14 protein-coding genes and 2 pseudogenes are annotated in these 23,538 nt (G+C 39.0%); 7 read left to right on the top strand and 9 right to left on the bottom strand.

Annotated features, from left to right (window positions below; all coding sequences use genetic code 11):
- Window positions 1-59: 59 nt before the first annotated feature.
- The 5 genes from MTCD1_RS07235 to MTCD1_RS07215 form a co-directional block, all read right to left on the bottom strand.
- Window positions 60-1,178 (bottom strand): TonB-dependent receptor plug domain-containing protein, encoded by a 1,119-nt coding sequence (locus MTCD1_RS07235; protein WP_082606405.1) that lies wholly within the window; start codon window positions 1,176-1,178, stop codon window positions 60-62.
- Between the two features lie 10 nt (window positions 1,179-1,188).
- On the bottom strand, window positions 1,189-2,346 hold the full coding sequence (locus MTCD1_RS07230; protein WP_159459903.1) for an imelysin family protein: 1,158 nt from the start codon (window positions 2,344-2,346) through the stop codon (window positions 1,189-1,191).
- 42 nt (window positions 2,347-2,388) lie between these two features.
- Entirely contained in the window at window positions 2,389-3,891 is a 1,503-nt protein-coding gene (locus tag MTCD1_RS07225) for a di-heme oxidoreductase family protein (RefSeq protein ID WP_231732954.1), read from the bottom strand.
- 15 nt (window positions 3,892-3,906) lie between these two features.
- Complete coding sequence (locus MTCD1_RS07220) at window positions 3,907-5,601, bottom strand: di-heme oxidoreductase family protein (RefSeq protein WP_057179631.1); 1,695 nt, start codon at window positions 5,599-5,601, stop codon at window positions 3,907-3,909.
- A gap of 206 nt (window positions 5,602-5,807) precedes the next feature.
- Window positions 5,808-7,226, bottom strand: a complete 1,419-nt coding sequence (locus tag MTCD1_RS07215) for an imelysin family protein (protein WP_057179630.1) — start codon at window positions 7,224-7,226, stop codon at window positions 5,808-5,810.
- 317 nt (window positions 7,227-7,543) lie between these two features.
- On the opposite strand from MTCD1_RS07215, the gene MTCD1_RS07210 reads away from it, so the two are divergent.
- Window positions 7,544-9,739 carry a S46 family peptidase gene (locus MTCD1_RS07210; protein WP_057179629.1) on the top strand — a complete coding sequence of 732 codons (2,196 nt, stop codon included), beginning with the start codon at window positions 7,544-7,546 and terminating at the stop codon, window positions 9,737-9,739.
- A gap of 1,066 nt (window positions 9,740-10,805) precedes the next feature.
- On the opposite strand, the gene MTCD1_RS07205 is transcribed toward MTCD1_RS07210, so the two are convergent.
- Window positions 10,806-11,780 carry a transposase gene (locus MTCD1_RS07205; RefSeq protein ID WP_057179628.1) on the bottom strand — a complete coding sequence of 325 codons (975 nt, stop codon included), beginning with the start codon at window positions 11,778-11,780 and terminating at the stop codon, window positions 10,806-10,808.
- 248 nt (window positions 11,781-12,028) lie between these two features.
- Between MTCD1_RS07205 and MTCD1_RS07200 the strand changes: the two genes are divergently transcribed.
- On the top strand, window positions 12,029-12,949 hold the full coding sequence (locus MTCD1_RS07200) for a hypothetical protein (protein WP_057179627.1): 921 nt from the start codon (window positions 12,029-12,031) through the stop codon (window positions 12,947-12,949).
- 2 nt (window positions 12,950-12,951) lie between these two features.
- Here the strand turns inward: MTCD1_RS07200 and MTCD1_RS07195 are convergent.
- Both MTCD1_RS07195 and MTCD1_RS07190 read right to left on the bottom strand, forming a co-directional pair.
- A pseudogene (locus tag MTCD1_RS07195) lies at window positions 12,952-13,152 on the bottom strand (transposase); the annotation flags it as partial.
- Between the two features lie 355 nt (window positions 13,153-13,507).
- Window positions 13,508-14,113: pseudogene (locus MTCD1_RS07190) on the bottom strand (transposase); the annotation flags it as partial.
- Window positions 14,114-14,273: 160 nt separating this feature from the next.
- Here MTCD1_RS07190 and MTCD1_RS07185 point away from each other — a divergent pair.
- Window positions 14,274-15,449: an ATP-binding protein gene (locus MTCD1_RS07185; protein ID WP_057179625.1), complete on the top strand. Its 1,176-nt coding sequence runs from the start codon at window positions 14,274-14,276 to the stop codon at window positions 15,447-15,449.
- Window positions 15,436-18,159 (top strand): AAA family ATPase, encoded by a 2,724-nt coding sequence (locus MTCD1_RS07180; RefSeq protein WP_057179624.1) that lies wholly within the window; start codon window positions 15,436-15,438, stop codon window positions 18,157-18,159. Before MTCD1_RS07185 ends, MTCD1_RS07180 begins: the two co-directional genes overlap by 14 nt.
- Window positions 18,160-18,371: 212 nt before the next feature.
- On the opposite strand, the gene MTCD1_RS07175 is transcribed toward MTCD1_RS07180, so the two are convergent.
- Window positions 18,372-19,598 (bottom strand): acyl-CoA dehydrogenase, encoded by a 1,227-nt coding sequence (locus tag MTCD1_RS07175; RefSeq protein WP_438819277.1) that lies wholly within the window; start codon window positions 19,596-19,598, stop codon window positions 18,372-18,374.
- Window positions 19,599-19,840: 242 nt separating this feature from the next.
- Here MTCD1_RS07175 and MTCD1_RS07170 point away from each other — a divergent pair, with 242 nt between their 5' ends.
- From MTCD1_RS07170 to MTCD1_RS07160, 3 genes are all read left to right on the top strand, one after another.
- Window positions 19,841-21,934, top strand: a complete 2,094-nt coding sequence (locus tag MTCD1_RS07170; protein WP_057179623.1) for a TonB-dependent receptor — start codon at window positions 19,841-19,843, stop codon at window positions 21,932-21,934.
- A gap of 139 nt (window positions 21,935-22,073) precedes the next feature.
- Window positions 22,074-23,030, top strand: coding sequence for a MipA/OmpV family protein (locus MTCD1_RS07165; RefSeq protein ID WP_231732953.1), 957 nt, complete (start codon window positions 22,074-22,076; stop codon window positions 23,028-23,030).
- A complete protein-coding gene (locus tag MTCD1_RS07160; RefSeq protein WP_057179621.1) occupies window positions 23,020-23,457 on the top strand; it encodes a DUF3019 domain-containing protein in 438 nt (145 codons plus the stop codon). The genes MTCD1_RS07165 and MTCD1_RS07160 overlap by 11 nt, the downstream gene beginning before the upstream one ends.
- The last annotated feature ends 81 nt before the right edge of the window (window positions 23,458-23,538 follow it).

The following is a 23,538-nucleotide window of genomic DNA, read 5'->3' as shown; positions in this document are numbered from 1 at the left end:
AATTATTGCTCACCGATAGAATATGAAGCAATAGCAGCGTGAAAAAAAATGTGTCCGTTTTATCGGGGGAAGATCACCCAATCACGATCAAACTCTCTATGATAGGCCTGACTGAATAAGCTAAACTCATCGCTTAACTCAATATAATGTGACAACTGAAATTGGTAGTGTTCCCAATCCATTTTATCTTTTTGACTGGCCAGATAACGTACTTTGCCATTTGCAGCAAAATCTTCATCGGTTAAGCCTAGGTAAGTTTCATTGGAAGTTTCTTCACCATAGCCCATTTTAAATTGGAAGAACTGGTTACTAGCCGAGCCATTACCCGATGAAAGTGGTACATAGTTAAGCTTCATTATTACTTCGTTTTTTTCAAAACCAGTATCGAGTGAATTGCCTTGGCCATCGGTCAATGTTTTAAAACCATCAGAGCCCAAATGAATACCCTCAACTAGTACGCCAATTTTCCCTTTACCGGTTAAGGCATTGTCACTGGCGATATTTGTCGAAAAATAACCATGGGCTTTTTGATAGTTATCTTGACCGTATGCTAAGTCAAACATGCCTTCGCCACCCTGCTCTACTGAGTTTTCAGTAATACCGCGGGAGACCATATTAATGGCACCACCAACCGTATTAGGTCCATATTGAATGGCCGATGGCCCTTTAAAAATTTCGACCTGTATCATGCGTGACATCATAGGAAAATAATAAGCAGCCGGTGCCGCATAAGGTGCTGGCGCAATTAAAATACCATCTTCCATCAAAGCAATTTTACTACTGCGCTCTGAAGTCGCGCCGCGCAGACCAATATTAGGGCGTAAACCATAGCCGTCTTCTTCGCGAATATAAACACCGGGCACACCTTGCAATACTCGGTGAATATCATCAAATTCAAATAATTCTAACTGAGCTGCACCGATGACCACGGCAGAGCCGGTTGCCGTTTGCAGTTGGTTATGACTACCAAAAATACTGATAACTTCTACTTGTTTGCTTGTTGGTCTGCTTATTGATGAGCCTGCTGATAACTTAACTGATGCCACTATTGATGATTGCTCATCGCCATTTAGGCTTGGCTCGTCTGCAGCAACACTATGTTGACTAGCTAATGTTAAGGTGAAAGCTAAAGTCAGTGCTAGCGCTACAGGTGATTTTTCTACTACTAAGTTTGTCATTTCTTTACCTCTAATCGCCGTCATTTGAATTAAAACCAATATTAATATCAGTGGCTTGGACAAAGTCGACGGTCAGCACATCTCTAATCGCTCGCAAGGCATCAATAGCCGCGGTTATTTGCGCACGACCTTCATCGGTTTTTAATAAGTCTTCATAACTGCCCGTTAATGCATCCGCTGAAACGATGGCGTTATCTATTGCTGTTAACATTTCAGTAGCGATATTTTGTTGGCTTAAATGATCAATTAAGATGTTATCAAAACCATGACCGCCACCGGCACTATAGATAACTTTGAAGGTGGCAATATTTTTTTGAATACTACGAACTGATTCATCACTAAATACATGCTCGGCAATGGTTGGAATGCCTGGACTGGCAACCGACAAAGGCACTAACATTTTTTCGTCTTTAACGCGTTCAATTTGCTCAAGCCAGTTAGTCACTAACTCTTCAACGGCATCCTTTTTACTGCTAAAATCACCTGTACCTTGAGTAAGTTGTCCATGATAATTACCGCCAGCTATTTGCCATTTACTATTTACTACCTCACTGATAGTGGCAACATTAGCGCTTATCGCCGTTAACACCTGGCAACGCTTGTCTTTATCATTGGCGTTAAGCAAGCTATCTTGATTAGCTTCGGGAAATAATAACAGCTCTAGTGCGGGTAAACCTTGGCTACCAACACGTTGCTTGGCAATAAAAGCTTCGTTAACATCTTCACTACTAGCAAGTAAATTAGTCACACCGCGACCGACATTGTCTTTACTATCTGGCCAGTAATGCAGTCTAAAAATGCGATTATCATTCATAATCGGGCCTACTTTTAACCAGGCAATGGTTTGCCAACTTGCTACTACTGCACGCCATGATTGCTGTAGTACTACTAGATCGTCATTGTTATTGCTTGCTTTTGCACAAAATTCAGTAGTTTGGCTGCTAAGCGAAGCTGAGCTAGCTTGCAAGTTTTGATAACTTGGCAAAACATGATTATTGGCTAAATCAGTTAGCCACAAGCCAAACTCATCTTCGATAGTGGTGCCTGGTGTTGTCGGCTCAGGATCAATAGCATCTATTATTGTTTCAGAGCCACCACAAGCGGTTAATACGGCCGTAACTAGCAAGCAAGTGAGTAGTCGAGTTGGTGTTTTCGTTAAAAATTTCATATTAGTTTTTATCATTGTCTGGTTAACGTCCATTGAATTGTCCTAGATTGCCTTTACAAATTTCACTAAGGCATCTCGTTGTTGTTTGTTTAGTGCGACATAAGCTTGTTTGGCAGGCTCTGCTTCACCGCCATGCCATAAAATAGCTTCGCTAATCGTGCGCGCTCTACCATCATGTAAAAAACGCTGCTGTCCGGTTGTATATTGCTGCAAGCCTATGCCCCACAAGGGCGCGGTGCGCCACTCTCGACCATTGGCATTAAACTCATAAACCCCGTCAGCTAAACCTTCACCCATATCATGTAGGGCTAAATCTGTGTAAGGCCAAATGGTTTGCTTGGCGAGCGCGGGCACTGGATATTCAGCATCGGTGACATAACTTGGTCTATGGCATTGCTGGCATTGCAGTTGATAGAATAGTTTTCTACCTGCTTGCACTGTTTGACTTTTTAGATTTCTAGCAGGAGGCACACCGAGTAATTCATTAAAGGTGACGGTATAGTCGAGGCGATTATCCGGTATTTCTAAATCAGCTAAACTATGGCCGCCATACTCAGCAGCATGATTACAAGCCATTTGCGTATTAGTACAGCTTTCATCGGGGAAGCTACTATTAGTAATACCTATGTCATCGCGAAAGGCGGCGGCAACTTGCTGATGCAAATTAGGTTGCTTGGCTTTAAAACCAAAACGCCCCACTTCTATGGTGCCAGTGATAACATTTGGCACACGGTTATATTTTGCCGAAATACCATTGCCATCACTATCATTGATATCTTCTTGGCTAAGTAGATCGGCAGTGTTAATGGCATTGAGTAAACCCATGCCAAAAATATTAGGCGCCAGCCTAACCGACAAACCGATATGCGCAGCAAGCTCGCCATAAGCTAACTTTGTTAGTTGATAACTCGGTTTAAGTAATTCATAAGACTCACCATCAACAAAGCTGCCCGGTATTTTGTCATAACGTTTATCTAACCAAGCTTCACCAACGTTGTTGGTGTAAGGTGATTTTTTTACTAGCGCTGCATCTGTCAAACGGTAGCTGATTGCCCGAGGTTGAATTTGACCACCATAGATAGGATCAACCGTAGTTATGCTTGCATCTTTACTGCCTAAACGCACCACTAATGACAAAGGTAAAATATGACCTTCTTCATCGATTTTGGCGCGTGAGCCAGCAGTATGACAAGCAATACAAGAGCGAGTATTAAATAATGGTCCTAAACCATCACGATTAGCCGTAGCACTGGGCGCTGCCACCCAAGGGTCACGGAAAAAAGAAAAGCCAGTCCAGAAATCGAGTTTTTGTTTACTACTAAGCTTTTCACCCGGATAAAGGTAACTGGCATACAAACGTTTATGGGTAATGCCACCAGCGGGTTGCTGCTCGCTGAGATCAAAGGCAGGTACCTCTACTGGCCTATTTTGCAACTGAAGCCCTGCTGATTCGCTGCCACTGCTATCACAAGCAGATAAGCTGGCCAACAAACTAATAAACAAAAAGCTAACAGCCAGATATTTTTTATTCTGTATCTTATTCAAACTACAGTGCCGCCTTTATAACGATTGAAGAAAAGCGAGTAGCTGTTCACGCTCAGCTTTGCTGTAATTCATAAAGGTTTCTTTAGAGTCTTTTGCTTCACCGTCATGCCATAACACCGCTTCTTCAATAGTGCGCGCACGGCCATCATGTAAAAAACTTGCATCTTTATTTACCGTTTGCACTAAACCTAAACCCCATAACGCCGGCGTTTTCCATTCAGTGCCGCTGGCATCGCCTTGAATAACGCCATCTGCTAAACCCTCACAGCGCTGCACATATAAACACTCTGCGCCTGTTGAACAAGATAAACCATCCGTTGTTTCGCGAGTTACGACACAGCTGCCACCCATGTCATGCAGTAATAAATCGGTATAAGGGTAAATGGTCTGATTTGACAGTACCGCAATACTTTGAGCATGCTGACTATCGGTATTAGCGGTTAAGCCTCCTAAGCTTAACTCTCCTAATTCGCTGCCTTTAGCATCACCAGTAACATGACGCGGCGTATGACAGCCACTACAATTTGCTTGTAAAAACAGTTTGCGGCCAGCAGTCACTTCCTCAGTCCAAATATCGCTATCTTTATCATAACCACGGCGGGCAGGAACGGCTAAAACACGGTTGTAGAATTCAACTAAGGCAAGTGAATGATCACCCAAATCAACCTCATCACCGGTTTTATTTTCTTGTTCAGCGGCAAGCAAACAAGCAAGTTGTGTGTCTAAACACGGCTCACTAGCAATGATACTAGTAGAAACCCCCATATCACCGTTATAAGCGCCGGCGACTTGTTGTAACACTGTCGGGTTTTGCGCTTTGTAGGCAAAACGGCCAATGACCTTTTCATCATTACCTTTAGTCGCGAAAACATTAGTCACCATAGAAGCGCGACCAGAAATGCCATCACCATTAGCATCGTTTTCATCCACAAGGGCAAGTAAATTTTCTTGTGGAATAGCATCAAGTAAACCAACACCAAATGCTTGCGGAGCTACACGCGCAGAAAAACGTATATCTTCCATAAAAGCGCCGTAACTTAAATCACGCACTTTATAAACTGGGTTACGTAATGCATAAGCACTACCATCTGGATATGAACCAGTGATTGTTTCAAAAACGATAAAGGGAAAGGCTTCACCATAAAGCTGGACACCGCTGACAGAACCATCATGTTTAGAAAAACCTGCGCTTAATGCATTACCATCGATAAAACCATGGATGGAAAACGGTTGAATTTGATCGCCATAAATGGGATCAGCTTCACCTTTACCATTGGCTAATTTAACCAACATACTGCTCATCGGTGTAGTAGGTGTTCCGGGGACTACGCCACGACCATCATTTAAATGACAACCTTGACAACTACCTGTACTTAAAATAGGCCCAATGTCATCATCAGGGGTACGAAAGAGGTGATCACCTTGAGTAAAAAATCCGTCTAATTGAAAGTCACCAATAATCGCGGCTGGCTTTCTGCTAAAAGCATTTTTATTACTGACAAAAGTTGTCGCTTCGCCACCAGATAAGTATTCAGACTTATCAATAACGTCGATATTAAATGGTGTCAAACCACTGTGGTCAAGTACGGGCTCTGTTGGAGTAGGTGGCGTTGGCGTGACTGTTTCTACTGCATCAGAGCCACCACAACCTGATAAAACGGAACTGAGTAAAAATAGACTTAGGAAAATAACGACTGCGCTTTTATGCATTATTGTGCTCTCAATTTACACCCAAGCTACTTCCAGCTTAATCCTGCTTCTTGAGGTTGTTTGGGTATATACATGCTTGGCTTTAAACGAATGAATCCACATAAACGAATACTCATTTATGTGGATGGTGATATCTTTTTATACTGTAATGGGCTCAACCAGAGCCCATTACCGACAAACAAAATATTTGCTAAATCAATTAAGCTTTAGATCTTTTGCTCGGTATCATCTCGAAGGTCATTTGTAGTTACACCAAGTGCATCAATTACCGCTTCAATATCATCAGTTTGTGCAACTAGTGCATCAATTACTGCTTTAATATTTGGTTGAGCAATACCTTCTTGCATCAAGACATCAAATGGCGTACCTGTTTTCGCTTTGGTATCAATAACCGCGGCAGCTGACATAGTCGCTTCTAATGCACCACGAAGCTTATTCGCTAATTCATGATGCCCTTCAACTACGAGTAAGTCATAAATTGAAGCACCTTCAATTACCTCACCATCGATACGCACATACTTAGCATTAAAGCTATTTTGTACACCTTTAGCATTTAAGAAGATATCTCTGTGGGTGTTATCACTAAAACAAGAATGTTCATCTTCTTGAGAGTTTTCAATCAAAGCAACATTAATACGTTCACCGGCTAATTCACCAAAACTTAAGCGACCCATGCCTTCAAGAATTTTAGCTAGAGAAACATCACCACCAGCAACAAATGTTTTGTAATGTGCGCCAGAAACTGGCTCCCATTGCTCAGTTACCCGTGTTAATTCTTTAATAAGTAATTCAGCAGTAGTCACCAAGTATTGACCACGACGAGTACAGATTTCATCTGCAACTGGTACATCTTTACCTGAAGTACAACTGCCAGAGGTATTAAAGTCTGAGAATGGACGTTGACCAGGGGTATTATCATGCACCTTTGAGTCTGACTGCGCCGCTTCTTCGTTTAAATCTTGTCCCCAAAGTAAAAACTCAATAGCGTGGTAACCAGTAGTTACGTTACGACCATCTTCACCATGCTCAAAAAGATTTGATAGTGTAGTTGCATCAATAGTTGCATACTTAAATGTGCCATCATCTTTCTTAGCCGCAATAATACCGCCCATACCTATGGCATTGGCTGGGCTTTCAGGACCAGATAAACCATCAACAGCTTCAACATAATCAATAATAGCTTCACCTAATGGCCACGCATTAATTAAACCTTCAGGGCCTTCACCAGCGTCATCTTTACCTAGCGTGCCATCAGCTTTTAGTTCATCAATAGGGCCTTGACGGAAACGATAAACTTCGGTTTGTCCGTAGGGTTCGCGTGAATCTAACCAAGCTTTTTTTGCTAAGGCGAAAGTAACTTCAGTCGGCTCAGCAACAAATGTTTCTAACACTGTTTTTAATGTGGTAGCACTAATTAATGAATCTGCATAAGCCGCATAAGCAATATTGGCATTGGTTTTAATAACATCGGTACGGGTAACAAAAGTACTGACACCATTTTTGCCGGCCATACCGTCTGCACCTATAACACCAGCTATACCGTCATCGCCGTCTTCGACACAAGCAGTTAAGCTTAAAGCAACAATGAGTGCTGCTGATATTTTTGAAAAAGTACTAAATTTCATGTTTACCCTAACCCTTAAAAATTGAATTACAAATGATAATGGTTCGCATTATAACTATGATTGTGATTATGTCTACACTTTGTTACAAATTACCCAGAAAATTACGGTTTTTTAAGCTAAGTAGACTATTTAGAAGCTCTTTACACAGATTTTTGCAATTTTCGGACTGTTTTTTTGACTCGGCTACTGTACTAGCGCAAAATTGGCCAGTGTTAATAATGCCAATCGAATAACTTTATTGCTTTGTTTGGTATAAATAGTAACTTCGTCAAAGGCGAGTTATTAAAAAACAACTAAAAAATTTTGTTAGGGAACTTATGAAAAAAATTAAACAGCTACTTACCTTAAAAGTAATGCTGCCTATGTTAGCGCTTAGCAGCATGACCACATTCGCCGATGAAGGTATGTGGCAACCAAACCAATTACCAACAATCGCCAAAGAATTAACTAAAGCTGGGTTAAAATTAAACCCCAATGATTTAACCGACCTAACCGGTTTCCCTATGGGCGCTATTGTTAGTCTTGGTGGTTGTACCGCGTCATTTGTATCTGATCAGGGCTTAGTTGCCACTAACCACCACTGTGTTTACGGCTCAGTGCAATACAACTCAACCGCAGAAAACAACTTACTAAAAAATGGCTTTTTAGCTAAAAATTTCTCTGAAGAGTTACCGGCAACACCCGGTAGTCGCATATATGTCACAGAAGAAATTACCGAAGTAACTAAACTAATAAAATCAGGCGTTACCGAAAAAATGTCGGGTAGCGATCGTTATAAAACCATTGATACTAATTCAAAAAAATTAGTGGCTGAATGTGAAAATGATGATAGATACCGTTGTAGTGTGGTTAACTTCCACGGCGGTTTAGAATATTACTTATTTAAACAGCTGACTATACGTGATGTTCGCTTAGTACACGCACCAGCGAGCAGTATTGGTAAATACGGCGGCGATGTTGATAACTGGATGTGGCCACGTCACACTGGTGATTACGGTTTTTACCGCGCTTATGTAGGTAAAGACGGTCAACCTGCTGATTTCAGCAAGGACAATGTACCTTATAAGCCTAAACATCACTTAAAAGTAAATAAAAGCAGTGTTAATGATGGTGATTACATCATGGTTCTTGGCTACCCAGGTAGAACGAACCGCTACCGCACTGCTTATGAAGTTGAAAACACGTTCACTTGGACCTACCCACAAGCTAAAGCTTACCGCGAAGAGATTATTGATTTAATCCATACTCATTCAGCAGAAGGCAGTGCAGCACGTATTAAGTATGAAAGCACCTTAGCAGGCCTTGCTAACTATGCTAAAAACTATGGTTCAATGATCCACAGTTACAACAAAGGCTCGTTTTTACAACGTAAGCAAGAACTTGAAAGCAACTTAACTAAATGGTTATACCTCAGTACTAAGCGTCAAGCACAATACGGTAAAGCATTATCTGGTTTAGACCAGTTAGTTAAAATGGATGATAAGCAACAAGCCCGCGACTTAATCTTAAGCTATATGCGTTACAGTAAAATGTTATCTACTGCTAAAAGCTTACACCGTTTAGCCATTGAAAACACCAAGCCAAACCTTGAGCGTGAACGTGGTTATCAAGAACGTGATATCGCCCGTTTTGAACAAGGCATGAAGTCAGTTGATCGTCGTTATGATGAGAAAATTGATCAAGAAATCCTTGTCGCTATGTTAAGACACTACGTTGCTTTACCTAAAGCCGATCGTTTGCAGTCATTTGATAAGTTCTTTGCTTTAACAAATGCTACAGCTAAAAACTTTAATGAACAGAAGCTACGTAAACAGTTAAGTAAAATGTACAAAAATACCCAGCTTAATTCAGAAGAACAACGTTTAGCCTGGATGACTAAATCGGTAGCCGATTTTAACAATTCTAAAGACCCCTTTATTCAATTAGCGGTTACTAGCTTTAAAGAACGTAAAGCCATTGAAGATAAGTCAAAAGAGTTAGCGGGTAATATTCAAGCGTTACGTCCTAAGTACATGGCAGCGCTTATTGCTTACTTCAACGATAACGATTTACCTGTATATGCCGATGCTAATAGCACTTTACGTATCACTTACGGTAATGTTAAAGGTTACTCGCCACAAGATGGTTTAACGGCTACGCCTTTTACCACCCTTGAAGGTATTGTGGCTAAAGATACTGGTGTGGCACCTTTTGATGCGCCGCAAAAGCAATTAGATTTGATCAATAACAAACAATACGGCGAGTACGCGAAAAAATCGCTTGGCTCAGTTCCTGTTAACTATTTAGGTACCCTAGATATTACTGGTGGTAACTCAGGCTCACCTACGCTTAACGACAAAGCTGAATTTGTTGGTTTAGTGTTTGACGGTGTTTATGAAAGTATTATTGGTGATTGGGATTACGATACTAAGTTAAATCGTTCAATTCACGTTGATGTTCGTTACATGCTTTGGGTTATGGAGCACGTAGATGGCGCCACTAACTTAATTGAAGAAATGGACATTGTTGAGTAATACTTGAATACGTAAAAACTTAGCAAAAATGTAAAACTATCGCAAATGTGCGTCCTGCAATTGCTTAATACCGTACATCCTGTACATAAAAATCCGGCTAGCTGCCGGATTTTTTATTTTAATAAACTCGATAATGTTTTGGATGTTACTCTTTGTAAGCATCTTCACCGCAAAGGTCGGCACGGCGAACACAACGTGAAATTCAGTGATAATAACGGATATCTTGTAAAGACACTTGCTTACTGCGTGACTGGGTCATAATAAAACCTATTCCCTTGGTTGTTATTTAACCATAGTAAAAAGAAATATCTAGAAGAAATATCTAGGACACTCGCTTATAAACCAACCCAAAATAAAACAATAACACATGCTACTTATTCACTCAAAATAGCCTCAAACTTTTCAAATGAATAACAATCTCTACTAAATTTTCAGATAAACACCAGAATTAGTTTTTTAGACATGGAAAAACACCAGGCTTGATGTGTCGGTACAATAAAGGGAGGTGATGAGTGTTTAGCCATTAAGCAAAGAGTTTATTGCAGCAACTTACATTGGTTCGCCGCTTTAATCCCTTATGCTCACAGTACTCTGTCAATACCTCACTGTGCCCCACAGCCCCATGAAACAGTCTTCTAAATCCTTTGCTTAGCGTCAGCCAGTTTTCAGGGCTTATATTAAGCCGACTTAGCAGTGCTGGTGGAAATATCTAGGACACTCGCTTATAAAGCAACCAAAAATAAAATAATAACACATACTACTTATTCACTCAAAATAGCCTCAAACCTTTCAAATGAATAACAATCTCTATTAAATTTTTAGATAAAGTCGAGAATTGGTTTTTTTAGACATGGAACAAGAATATCTAGGACACTCGCTTATAAAGTAACCCAAAATAAAACAATAACACATGCTACTTATTCACTCAAAATAGCCTCAAACTTTTCAAATGAATAACAATCTCTACTAAATTTTCAGATAAACACCAGAATTAGTTTTTTAGACATGGAAAAACACCAGGCTTGATGTGTCGGTACAATAAAGGGAGGTGATGAGTGTTTAGCCATTAAGCAAAGAGTTTATTGCAGCAACTTACATTGGTTCGCCGCTTTAATCCCTTATGCTCACAGTACTCTGCCAATACCTCACTGTGCCCCACAGCCCCATGAAAGAGTTTTCTAAAACCTTTGCTTAGCGTCAGCCAGTTTTCAGGGCTTATATTAAGCAGACTTAGCAGGGCTGGTTGATTTTCTTCAATATACCCTGCTTTATCTTCACGAAGGCAACGCCCTGTTAGTTCAATTAATTCAAGATAGTCTGTTAATTCAAATGGTAAACCTATTGGCATGGTTTTTCGTGGATTACCGACAAAAGGCAGTAGCCTTATAGGTTGCTGCCCTTTTTTTGCTGATAGTACCCGTTGTTTTACGCTGGTGTATGCTGAGCTTTCAGGCGTTTTAGCACTATTGGCTCTTACTGGATTTAAATCAACATACGCCATACAAGCGGCTAGTGCAGCTTCATCTAATAAGGCTTGTGATTTGAACCGACCTTCCCAAAAGTGACCGGTGCAGTTATCTTCAAGGTTGGCTTGTATGGCAATACTTTGATTGAGTAGGCGCATAAACCAACTAATATCCATCAAGCGATGGCGATAGACTTCAACCGTTTCGAGTAAAGAAGCCATTTGGTACTCGGGGATGTCTTCACCTCGACCATATTGTCGTGTAATTAATGTGCCTTTAAATAGCTGATGCCAGCGCACAATTACTTCACGTGTTGACCATGATTTCGCGGTAGCTTCGTCAACAAAAAGCACCAAATGTGTGTGGTTGCTCATGATAGCGTAAGCACACACGTCAATAGCAAACACACAACTTAGGCTAAGCAGCTTATCTTCTACCCACCCTCGCCTATGGTCAAAGTTTTTTCCGGTATTTTTATCTTCGCCGCATAAAAAGGCTCGGCGAACACAACGAGAAATACAATGATAATAAGGGGTGTCTTCTAAGCTAATTAATTGCTTTCTAGCGGTTGTCATGTCAACGCCTCTCGCATAAAGGTTATTTATTAACCTTAGTTGAGGCGCTGACATTATTCAACTTTGAGCGACTGTCCCTGTTATTTTATTGACTTCAATTTATCAAGATCGTAATGTTTTGTCTGAAGGAATTTTAGCCACCCATATCTAACAAGATAAATGGCGATGTTCTAATTACAAAACAAGAAAATAAGGATTGGAATCTTCAATAAGTTGTTGATCTCTTTTAATTTTAAAATGGACTTATTATGAAAAAATATATTTATATCTCTTTATCGTTAATGTTAACCGCTTGTGGTGTAAGTAATGACGATAAGAGTGAGCTGGAAACTCTAAACTTAACATCAATAGCATTGTCGACTTGCTTAAGTACAAGTGCAGAAAGGTTTGGCTACGAATCTATATCAGATGTCGAAACCCTATCTTGTAGCGATGTTTCAGAAGAAGCATTTGACCAAACCGCACTTGACGAAATGAATCTTTTTGAAAACTTATCAAATTTAAGCCTGTATTATATGAAATCCCCTATTCATTTTGATGGCAGTAATTTTCCCGCCCTTAAAGCATTTCGATGTGACAATTGTTCGTTGGAGAGTATTGATTTAAGCCAGAATAGCGAACTTAATTCATTTGAAATATGGGGGAATACGTACTTAACTGAGTTAGACTTATCCAATAGCCCTAAACTAGAAAAGTTAAACTTGTCAAAAGTTACAATAATGAATCTTAACCTAGGTAATCAGCAGCTATTAAAGGAAGCTTATATAGTTGGTGACGCTCTATACAAAAACACACAGTTAAATATCAATTTGACTGGAGCTACAGCATTAGAGAGCTTAGAAATGTTTTTTGTTGGAATAGAACACCTTGATTTGTCGAATAATTTAGAATTAACTAGTCTTCAAATAAATTACTCAACTATACAATCACTTGATATAGGGAGTACTAAAATACAGCACTTAGGAATAAATTATAGTGACATTGTTAGCCTTGATACCTCTACGTTTATAGATCTAAGATCTCTTGTTCTTGTTGAAAATAAAATAGTATCTCTAAATCTTGAAAATAATGTTCTGCTTGAACTTTTAAATCTTAAAGGTAACCCTCTGTCAGACGGTATGCTTGATTATTTAGAGTCTATAACGTGGATAGATCGAATAGAATTTTAGTTGATAGCGTATGCACACACGTCAATAGCAAACACACAACTTAGGCTAAGCAGCTTATCTTCTACCCACCCTCGCCTATGGTCAAAGTTTTTTCCGGTATTTTTATCTTCGCCGCATAAAAAGGCTCGGCGAACACAACGAGAAATACAATGATAATAAGGGGTGTCTTCTAAGCTAATTAATTGCTTTCTAGCGGTTGTCATGTCAACGCCTCTCGCATAAAGGTTATTTATTAACCTTAGTTGAGGCGCTGACATTATTCAACTTTGAGCGACTGTCCCTGTTATTTATGGAAAAGAATACTTTTGTGCCTTTTACTAATATCTAGGACACTCGCTTATTAAAGCAACCCAAAATAAAACAATAACACATGCTAAAACAATAACACATGCTACTTATTCACTCTAAATAGTCTCAAACTTTTCGAATGAATAACAATTTCTATTAAATTTTCAGATAAAGTCTAAAATTTTTTTTAGACAGGGAAAAACACCAGACTTGATGTGTCGGTACAATAAAGGGAGGTAATGAGTGTTTAGTCATTAAGCAATTAAGCAATTAAGCAAAGAGTTTATTGCAGCAACTTACATTGGTTCGCCGCTTTAATCCCTTATGTTCACAGTACTCTGCCAATACATCGCTGTGCCCAACAGCGCCATGAAAGAGTTTTCTAAAACCTTTGCTTAGCGTCAGCCAGTTGTCAGGGCTTATATTAAGCCGACTTAGCAGTGCGGGTTGGTTTTCTTCAATATACCCCGCTTTATCTTCACGAAGGCAACACCCGGTTAGTTCAATTAATTCAAGATAGTCTGTTAATTCAAACGGTAACCCTGTTGGCATGGTTGTTCGTGGATTACCGACAAAAGGCAGTAGCCTTGAGGGTTGCTGCCCTTTTTTTGCTGCTAGTACACGTTGTTTTACGCTGGTATATGCTGAGCTTTCAGGGGTTTTAGCACTATTGGCTCTTACTGGATTTAAATCAACATACGCCATACAAGCGGCTAGTGCTGCTTCATCTAATAAGGCTTGTGATTTGAACCGACCTTCCCAAAAGTGACCAGTGCAGTTATCTTCAAGGTTGGCTTGTATCGCAATACTTTGATTGAGTAGACGCATAAACCAGCTAATATCCATTAACCGATGGCGATAGACGTCAACCGTTTCGAGTAAAGAAGCCATTCTGTTCTACAACAGAGCCAAGTTATTATGGGTGGCAGATTAAGTTTGGATTAAGTCATTGACAATAAAATCATGGCTAAACATGTTGACAATAAATTCATTGTCACTATACTTGACAATGAATTTATAGCTAAAGGAGTTTTCGATGACTGGTCAAGTTGCATTTGGGAAAAATTACTTTCCGAGAGAAAAAGATGAAAAAAGAATATGGAGAAGATTAAACCATGGATCCCACTTGTTACTACTTGCACCACGCAGGGTCGGTAAAACATCGCTGCTTCGTAACTTAGAGCTTGCTCCGAACGACAACTATGTTTTCTTGTATAACATTGTTCAATCCTGCTCAACAGTGCATGAATACTACGAACGCATAATTGAAAACTTATTTAAATCGGAATTTATTAATAGACTTAACAAGTTTACTAACTGGAGAAAGGAAGCTTTAGCTGATTTTAGAGGTAGCATAAAAGGTATCAACTTTAGTGAGGCTGGCATTGAGTTTGAAAGTCAAGAAAGAACACTTACTCATAAAGATCTGAAAACACTGCTTGATAAAATCCAAATAAAAGAAAAGTTAATCATTGTTATTGATGAGTTCCCTGATGTACTAGAGAAGATACATAGAGAGCAAGGACATGGCGCAGCCGAACTGTTTCTATCTGGTTGCAGAGAACTTTGGCAAGATCCAGCATTAGATCAAAAAATTCAGTTTATTTTTACAGGTTCAATTGGCCTTGACTCGTTAGTCCATAAGTTAAACTTATCTGATTTAATAAATGTCCTTATTAATGTGACTATTAACCCGCTTAACGAAGATAAAGCTCTTGAATTTATTGATTTTATAAACAAAAAAAGTGACGAAGAAATTACATTTAGTGAGGAAATTAAAAGCTATATTTTAAATAAAGTCAGTTGGTATATGCCTTATTATATCGAAATACTTTTACTAAGCATTGAAGATTACTGTTGTGAAAACGAAATAATAGAACCCAATCCTCACGATATAGATAAAGCATACGAACAGCTTTTCAGCCAAAATTACTTAACCAGCTTTAATCACTGGGCTGAACGGTTAGAACGCTTGGAAAAAATAGAAATTACTTTCGCACACCAAGTTCTTAACTATATAGCAGCTAATAAAACTATCTCCCCACAAAAGATACATAACATTAAGGAAGCACCGCAAGTAACTGCTGTAAACTCAAAGTATGTAATTGACTGTCTAATTCATGATGGTTATATTTTTGAAACAGAAGACAAAGAGTACCAATTCACCTCTCCTATGTTAAAAGAATGGTGGGGGCGTTATGCAAGTATATAACTATAAAGAAGGCGTGAAGCTGTATAACTCACAAAATACGTCTGCGGAAATGGTCAAAGAGAACTTTGTTATTCGACTAAGAGAATATAACAAACTTTGGAAAGCAATTATTAACTCGGATATGAAGCATCCAGAACAGCATTATATTGTTCAGGGAGTTAGAGGTGCAGGCAAAACGACTTTGCTGCGCCGATTAGCTATTGCGGTAGAAGAAAGTGATGAGCTGTCCTCTTGGTTAATTCCTATTACCTTTAAAGAAGAAGAGTATGGTATAAGCTCATTATTCACCTTTTGGGAGCGAATAGCTGAAGAGCTATCAGAATATGATCATGCTCTTTTTGATGTACTCTTCGATAAAATAGACCAATTAAAAGAAAGTGAAGTTAAACAACTTATTTCACATATCAATCATGCATTAGTTAATAACCACAAAAAGATCATCTTATTTATAGATAATATTGCCGAGTTATTTGAACAGTTTGATCAAGTTGAAAGCGAAATGCTTAGAGAGATACTAACCACCAATAATAATATACGTATTATTGGTGGTTCAGCAATTCGCTTAGAAGCCTTTTTTGACAACAAAGCACCTTTTTATCAGTTCTTTACTATTAAAACGCTAACAGGATTAAATAAACAGGAAACAACTGCATTACTAAATAAACTTAGTGAACATGCAGGAGAAAAAGAGCAAGAAATACTAACAAATATATTAAAAAGTTCCCCAGAAAAAATAGAGTTAATTAGGCGCTTAACTGGCGGAATACCCAGAACTATTGTAATACTCTTCAACATATTAGTAGAAGGGCCTAAGGGTAATGCTTTTACCTTGCTAGAAGAAACCATTGATAAAACCACGCCACTATATAAACATAGAATGGATGATTTAACTCCACAACAAAAACCAATAGTAAATGCTATCGCTCTAAACTGGGATGGTATATCAGTAAAAGAAATAGCTGAAAAGACCAGATTACCAAGTAAGTTAGTCTCAGCACAATTAAGACAATTAGAAAAACAGTGGATAATTGAAAAAACGCCCACCAATACTAAAAACCATTTATATGCACTAAAAGAGCGCTTCTTTAATATTTGGTATCTAATGCGCTATGGACGACGTAGCGATAGGAAAAGAGTACTGTGGCTCACTCAATTTATGGAAATTTGGTGCACTGGCGACGAGCTTAAACAACGCTCTAAGATTTTTACCAAGCATCTAAACAATACTTGCCACCCAGGGGCAAGTATTGCATTAGCTAATGCATTTATGTGCAGTGACCAACTAACTCACCAAGATAAAAATAATATTTTTTCTGCCATGTCACTGTTTTTACAAGAATCAGGAAATGAAAAGTCACATAGGGAACTACTACCTATTTTAGAAAAAAATAGCATTGAGTATAATACGTTACTTCAACAGCTATATAACCCTGATGAGCATTTATCTAAAGCTGAAGAAGAAAGATTAGAGATATTACTTAAAGAAAAAGGAAATATAAGCCGATTAGGATTATTTTATGTAAGAACCGAACAATATCAGAAAGCTGAAAAAATCCTAATTAATTCAGATGATGCCGAGGAAACAGGTATATTAGCTGCTGTATATATGGAACAAAATAAATTACATTTAGCAATAAAACATGCAAAGTTAGCTATCAATAAAAAGCACTATCTTGCCTACAAATTATTGGCTGAAATATATATAAAACAAGATAACATAACTAAGGCAATTGAAGCTTGTTTATTCGCAATAAAGCATGATGTTACTGATAGCCACCGTCAGCTCTCTGCCGTATATTTAGCAACTAAACAGTTTACGCTTGCTGAAAAACATGCATTATTAGCTGTTGAGCATAAAGAATACAAATCTAATTTTAACCTAGGAGAAGTCTACTTCAGCCTTGATAAGATTGAACAAGCAAGAGAAATCTTTATTCACGAATTAGAACATGAAAAATTTGACAATGACATCTATGCCTTTTTAACATGGATTGATTTACGCCTAGATAAAATGGACTCAGCTGAAACATATTTACAATTAGGGCTAGCGCATAATAGTTTTGGTATAGAGTTTGTTGCAGGATATTTTCATTATATTAATGACAACTATAGCTCAGCAAAAAAATACTTTTTGAAAAGCATTAATGGTGGATTCACAAGTGCATTTTCGAATCTTGCTAAAATATATGATAAAGAAGAAAACTTACCTCTCGCAGAGGAATATTATTCAAAAGCGATTGATGTAGGTAATGATAAAGCAGAGATAAATTTAGCTGATTTTTATTTTTATAATATACAAACTAAAAATAAAACCAAGGCTTTGGAACTAGCTGAAAAAACCATAAAAGAAAATCCTTCTTTTGATGCTGAATGTTTATATATATCTATTTTATTGTGGAATAACAACTTTGAACTTGCTACTCAAGTAATGGAATCACTACTGACTAACTTTACCTTTAATGACCAAGGACAAGAAAGTGAGCTAATCAGCTTGTTCACGCTATTTTTAGCTAAAGGCCAAACTAACTTAGTCGATAGATGGTTTAAAGAATACAACTTTAAAGAGCGCTTTAAACCTTTGTATTACGCTTTAATGTCGTTAATGAGAGAACAATACCCTAATGAAATATTACGTATGGGCTCAGAGTTAACTGAAACTGTAAATGAAATATTAGAAGATATTGAAGCTAAGGCCTTACTATATAAATAGACCTAAAAAAGGCGAACCATTACTGATTCGCCTTTTTATTTATTTGATTGGGAAGTTAACCATCTTAATTAAATCGTTAACCAACTTAATTACCTATCCCAAGTAAATCACTTATGGAAAATATAGACAAACTGTTATTTACCGCCTTTTTAAGAGACTTTAGTACTTGTGGCATTAATGCAACCGAGCGGGAGTAAGTACCACAATGAGTGTTAAAAAAACGCTTGTATGCCCGTTTGCGCGCGTCCTAAAATTAAGGCATGAACATCATGGGTGCCTTCATAGGTATTAACCGCTTCAAGGTTCATCACATGACGAATAATATGATACTCATCACTAATACCATTGCCACCGTACATATCTCGTGCTTGCCGAGCAATATCTAGTGCTTTGCCACAAGAATTACGCTTGATCAGGGAAATAGCTTCAGGGGCTAAGTTATTACTATCCATCAGCCGCCCTGCTTGCAAGCAAGCCAACAAGCCAATACTAATTTCGGTTTGCATATCAGCGAGCTTCTTTTGAATCAATTGTGTTGCCGCTAAGGGCTTACCAAATTGCTCTCTATCTAAAGTGTACTGACGCGCACCATGCCAACAAAACTCCGCGGCGCCCAGTGCGCCCCAAGCAATACCGTAACGTGCTTTATTCAAACAACCAAAAGGACCAGACAAACCACTGGCCTTTGGCAACATATTTTCAGCCGGTACAAAGACATTTTCCATAACAATTTCGCCAGTTATAGACGCACGCAGCGAGAACTTACCTTCAATTTTTGGTGCTGATAAGCCGGGCATGCCTTTTTCAAGAATAAAGCCCTTAATAACACCTTCAAGCTTGGCCCAAACAATAAACACATCGGCAATAGGTGAATTAGTGATCCACATTTTACTGCCATTTAGTTGATAACCACCGTCAACAGCGACTGCTTTACTGGCCATACTGGCGGGATCAGAGCCTGAATTGGGTTCAGTTAAGCCAAAACAACCGATATATTCACCGGTGGCCAATTTAGGTAAATATTTCATTTTTTGCGCTTCACTGCCATAAGCATGGATAGGATGCATAACCAGTGATGATTGCACACTCATGGCACTGCGATAACCACTATCAACCCGCTCTACTTCTCGAGCAATTAAGCCATAACTAACATAATTAATACCCGCACAACCGTATTTTTCTTCAATGGTGGCGCCCAGTAAACCAAGTGCGCCAAACTCCTTCATAATTTCAAGATCAAAAACTTCATGGCGATTCGCTAATAAAATACGTGGCATAAGCTTTTCTTGGCAATACTGATGAGCACTATCACGCACTAAACGCTCTTCTTCTGTTAGTAGAGAGTCAAGTAATAATGGGTCTTGCCAGTTAAAGTGTACTTTCTTCACCTTAGCTGCTTGGCTGTTTTTACTTACTTTTTTTACCTTACTATTTGACATAAAAGTTACCTGAATGACTATTGAACACCTATATAAGCAGATAATAATAGAAAGCTTTAACAAGTCAATCCAATGCCAGCAGTATCATGAGCTAGATCAATTTCACCCCCAACTTACACTTACTTACAGTTAACTGACAGTTTTTCGACATTTAGGTTACTGATTAATACACCAGTGCTTGGCAAAATCAGCCCATAACAAAGTTCGGTAACACCTTAGTAAACGACAGGAACAACTCACTCATGAAAAGAACATCAGTCACTCGCATGGCCAGCTCACTTTTTCTGTTCACTTTTGCAGTGCCCGAAATAGCCATAGCAGCAGTGGCACAAAGCCAACAAGAAAGTAGTACTGAACAGAATAAGAACGTAACAACTGGACAAGATATTGAGGTTATTGAAGTGACCTCAAAGCGTAACCAAGCCAATAGTGAAATGACTGAGCAAACCGAACAATTAATGAGTGTAGCCGGTATTGGTAATGACCCATTAAGCGCAGTATATAGCTTACCTGGCATTGTTTATGCTGGCGGTGATAGTGGCTCACCGGCCGTACGTGGCTCTTCCCCTGATGATAACGCTTTTTATATTGATGACATACCGGTAGCGTATATTTTTCATTTATTTGGCGACAGTATTTTTAATGAAAATCTCATCCAAGATTTCACCTTACACCCAGCCGCTTTTGGTAGTGAGTATGGCAACGCCACTGGCGGCATTTTTGATGTAAAATTACGTGATCCACGTCAGCAAAAAATTGCCACCACCGTTGATTTAAGCATGCTTAAAAGTGGTTTTATGGTCGAAGGTGAAACCTTTGATGACCAAGCTTTTTATCTATCTTATCGTCGTAGTCAAATTCACCTATTTCTACCTGAAGGCACAGAAGAAGATGGTTACACCATTTTTAAAGCGCCTATAAGTGATGACTACCAAGCAAAGTATCAATGGCTGATCGGTGATGCTCATAAGCTTACCTTGAGTGCTTCCGGCGCAAGTGATACCGCTGGTATAAACATTTCAGAGAATACAGAATCTGGCCGAATTGATCCCGATAGTATTGGTGACTTTAAAATTACCACTCAATTTGATAGCCAAAGTCTTTCATGGCAATACTATGGTGAACAACAAAAAATCATGCAATTGGTTGCTGGCCATACAGTGGAAACAACAGATCAAATATTTGGTCAAGGGCAATTTATTGAAGTCGAAGAGGAGCAATACCATGTACGATTTTCCTCACAAATTAGCTGGCTAAAAAATCACAAACTCGGTTTTGGTGTTGATTACAGTAAAACTGAGATCGATTATAGTTACGATATTATTCCCTATTTTTGCACCGAAAACGATGCCGATTGCAATGCCCTTAAAGGCGACAGAATTCAAGACACCTCCTCATTGAGCGACGAAGACATTGCCATATATGTCCATGACATTTGGCAAATGAGCCCTAACTGGCAACTAACCTATGGCATTAGAGCTGAACGTAATGATTATACCGGGCAAGATTTCATTCACCCAAGACTGGCTTTAGATTGGCTGGCCACCGACAGCTTAACCATAAAAGCAAAAGCAGGAAGCTATAGTCGCTTCCCAGACGTAGATACCGTGCTGCCAAAACTTGGTAACCCTAAAATAAAATCGCCACAAGCTAGACATTATTCTTTAGGTTTTGATTATAACTTAAACGGCTTATGGTTTACCTCAGTTGATATCTACCATAAAGAGTTAACTAAATTACCTCGCTCAATTGATCAACATACAGCTGAAACTGACTGGCAGGCTAATTATACCGCCGATACTTCCGGCGATGCCCAAGGGATTGAGTGGTTGGTTAGGCGTGAGCGCGAAAACGGTTGGTTTGGTTGGGCATCGTTAAGTTGGTCGCAAAGTCAGCGTACTGATGATTTGACCGATGTCACCAGCGATTATTACTTAGATACACCTCTGGTTGCCAATGTCGTGGCAAATTATCAGTTAAACGAGCACTGGGATTTTGGTTTACGCTTTACCCTGCGAAGCGGCGCGAAATACACCCCTATTATTGGTTTGCGTGAAAATCCTGATTATGACGAGCACTTCCTACCTGAGTATGGCGAATTAAACGCAAAAACCTTACCGGTTTATCATCGCTTAGACTTAGAAGCGAATTACCAAACTAGCTACTGGGGTAATGACGCTAAGTGGACCATGGCGATTATTAATGCCATGGCACAAAAGAATGTTTCCGGTTACTACTATGAGCCAGAAGACGGTGATACCTTAACCGAGTTTAATATTAGCGGCGAGGAAGATATTGGTATGTTCCCTTATATCGGCTTAAAAATGAGTTTTTAGTAAATGTTTTCAGCCCAGATGTTTAGGCATTGGTTTTACTTACACTTTTTAAACAATAAAATTGCACCGCTAAGCGTAAGTAATAATTACAAAGTGGTAACATATAGTTACTTTTTGTAAATTTACTTTGTGCTTTACCATGGCCTTTAAAAAAACCAATATCAGACGAAGACAGAATCACGGCTTACACTGGCTAGTTACCATTAGCTTATTGATGTTTAGTTGCTTAAGTTATGGACAAGAAACCAGTGATAACGTAGAGCACCTAGCTAGTTTAGAACTTAGCGCAGAGCAAGAATATAACGCCAACAAACCAGTACTCAAAGATGAGTTTGAATGGCAATTTGCCCTTGATTTCTCTTTAGTTTATGACCCGACAATTATTGCCGGTATAGAACAAGATGGGCTATCGCACTACTTTATGCCAGGTTTGTTATTTGACCTATCTTATAAAGGATTTTATTTACAGAGCAATCAAAGACGCTCAAGTGCTTTACTTGGCGGTACTGAATTTGGCTATCAGCTTGTTGTTGAACAGAATTGGCAACTTGATCTGATAGCCAAGGCGTATATGCAAGGTTATGACTCAGACTCACTCATTGACTATGGCGGCGGCGATGAAGAAGTACTGTTAGGTTTAACTGAACGTGAAGTCACAATCGGCTTCGCGATACGTTACTCGCAGTACTTTAAAGATAGCATATTTACCCTGGACCTTGCCTCAGCTCATACCGGTGATGATGAGTATGGCGATCATGTCAGTGGCCTAATTATTGATAGCTTTTACAGCCATTTATTACCCTATAGAAATTGGGATATTTATCTAGGTGTCGGTTTAACCTACTTTAGTCAAGATATTATTGATTACTATATTGGCGTTGGTAGCAACGAAGTAAGCGAAACTCGGCCTGAATATACCGCTAAAGGTGGCTTCAGAGGGCAAGCGGAGATTTATGCGCAATACCCTATATCAGCAAGTTGGTCTTTTCATACTGGCATAACCCACAGCCTTTTTTCAAAAAATGTAAAAGCAAGTCCCTTGGTTGATACTAACAATATAACCCAAGTAATGCTTGGGGTACTTTATGTATTTTAATGTTGGCAAAGGAATTGCCATAGCTCATGTAAAAGTACCGCTATTCTTGCTCTATAGCTTTTTATTGGCCGGGCAAGTTAACGCTAATGAGGTCAAAACGGCTAACAATGCTGAAGTAACTTTTACCGCCCTACCCGAGCAGTGTGTCACCTTACGACAAGGGCGCGATTGTTTTGCTACAGTAGAATTGCAATGGCACTCATCGACCAAGCAAAGTTTTTGTTTGTATCAAGAAGGTAAAAATAAGCAGTTAGGTTGTTGGCAAAACAATAACCAAGTGTTAATAAATGTTGAGTTTCAATCCAACAAAACTATTAAGTATCAACTGCGTACAGTCAGTGATAATAAAGTCATAGCCGAGACTCAAGTTGAGGTAAGCTGGCAACATAAAAATACCGCACGTAAACGTCGTTGGCGACTGTTTTAACCAGGCTCTGTGGTAGTTTAGTGTTGCTGAGTAAACAAGCGAGAAGCGTAAAACCGTCCATGGGGCTCTACACCAGCGTCA

It is taken from the genome of Colwellia marinimaniae (genome assembly GCF_002207865.1).
In the GTDB taxonomy this organism is placed as follows: domain Bacteria; phylum Pseudomonadota; class Gammaproteobacteria; order Enterobacterales; family Alteromonadaceae; genus Colwellia; species Colwellia marinimaniae.
The sequence above is the reverse complement of the archived record's forward strand: the minus strand, read 5'-3'. Positions and strand labels throughout refer to the sequence as shown.

Coding starts and splice junctions, on each gene's coding strand:
- MTCD1_RS07170 (WP_057179623.1), top strand. CDS start 19,841: ATGAAAAGAACATCAGTCACTCGCATGGCCAGCTCACTTTTTCTGTTC.
- MTCD1_RS07175 (WP_438819277.1), bottom strand. CDS start 19,598: ATGTCAAATAGTAAGGTAAAAAAAGTAAGTAAAAACAGCCAAGCAGCT.
- MTCD1_RS07230 (WP_159459903.1), bottom strand. CDS start 2,346: ATGAAATTTTTAACGAAAACACCAACTCGACTACTCACTTGCTTGCTA.
- MTCD1_RS07165 (WP_231732953.1), top strand. CDS start 22,074: ATGGCCTTTAAAAAAACCAATATCAGACGAAGACAGAATCACGGCTTA.
- MTCD1_RS07235 (WP_082606405.1), bottom strand. CDS start 1,178: ATGACAAACTTAGTAGTAGAAAAATCACCTGTAGCGCTAGCACTGACT.
- MTCD1_RS07185 (WP_057179625.1), top strand. CDS start 14,274: ATGACTGGTCAAGTTGCATTTGGGAAAAATTACTTTCCGAGAGAAAAA.
- MTCD1_RS07160 (WP_057179621.1), top strand. CDS start 23,020: ATGTATTTTAATGTTGGCAAAGGAATTGCCATAGCTCATGTAAAAGTA.
- MTCD1_RS07205 (WP_057179628.1), bottom strand. CDS start 11,780: ATGACAACCGCTAGAAAGCAATTAATTAGCTTAGAAGACACCCCTTAT.
- MTCD1_RS07200 (WP_057179627.1), top strand. CDS start 12,029: ATGAAAAAATATATTTATATCTCTTTATCGTTAATGTTAACCGCTTGT.
- MTCD1_RS07210 (WP_057179629.1), top strand. CDS start 7,544: ATGAAAAAAATTAAACAGCTACTTACCTTAAAAGTAATGCTGCCTATG.
- MTCD1_RS07215 (WP_057179630.1), bottom strand. CDS start 7,226: ATGAAATTTAGTACTTTTTCAAAAATATCAGCAGCACTCATTGTTGCT.
- MTCD1_RS07220 (WP_057179631.1), bottom strand. CDS start 5,601: ATGCATAAAAGCGCAGTCGTTATTTTCCTAAGTCTATTTTTACTCAGT.
- MTCD1_RS07180 (WP_057179624.1), top strand. CDS start 15,436: ATGCAAGTATATAACTATAAAGAAGGCGTGAAGCTGTATAACTCACAA.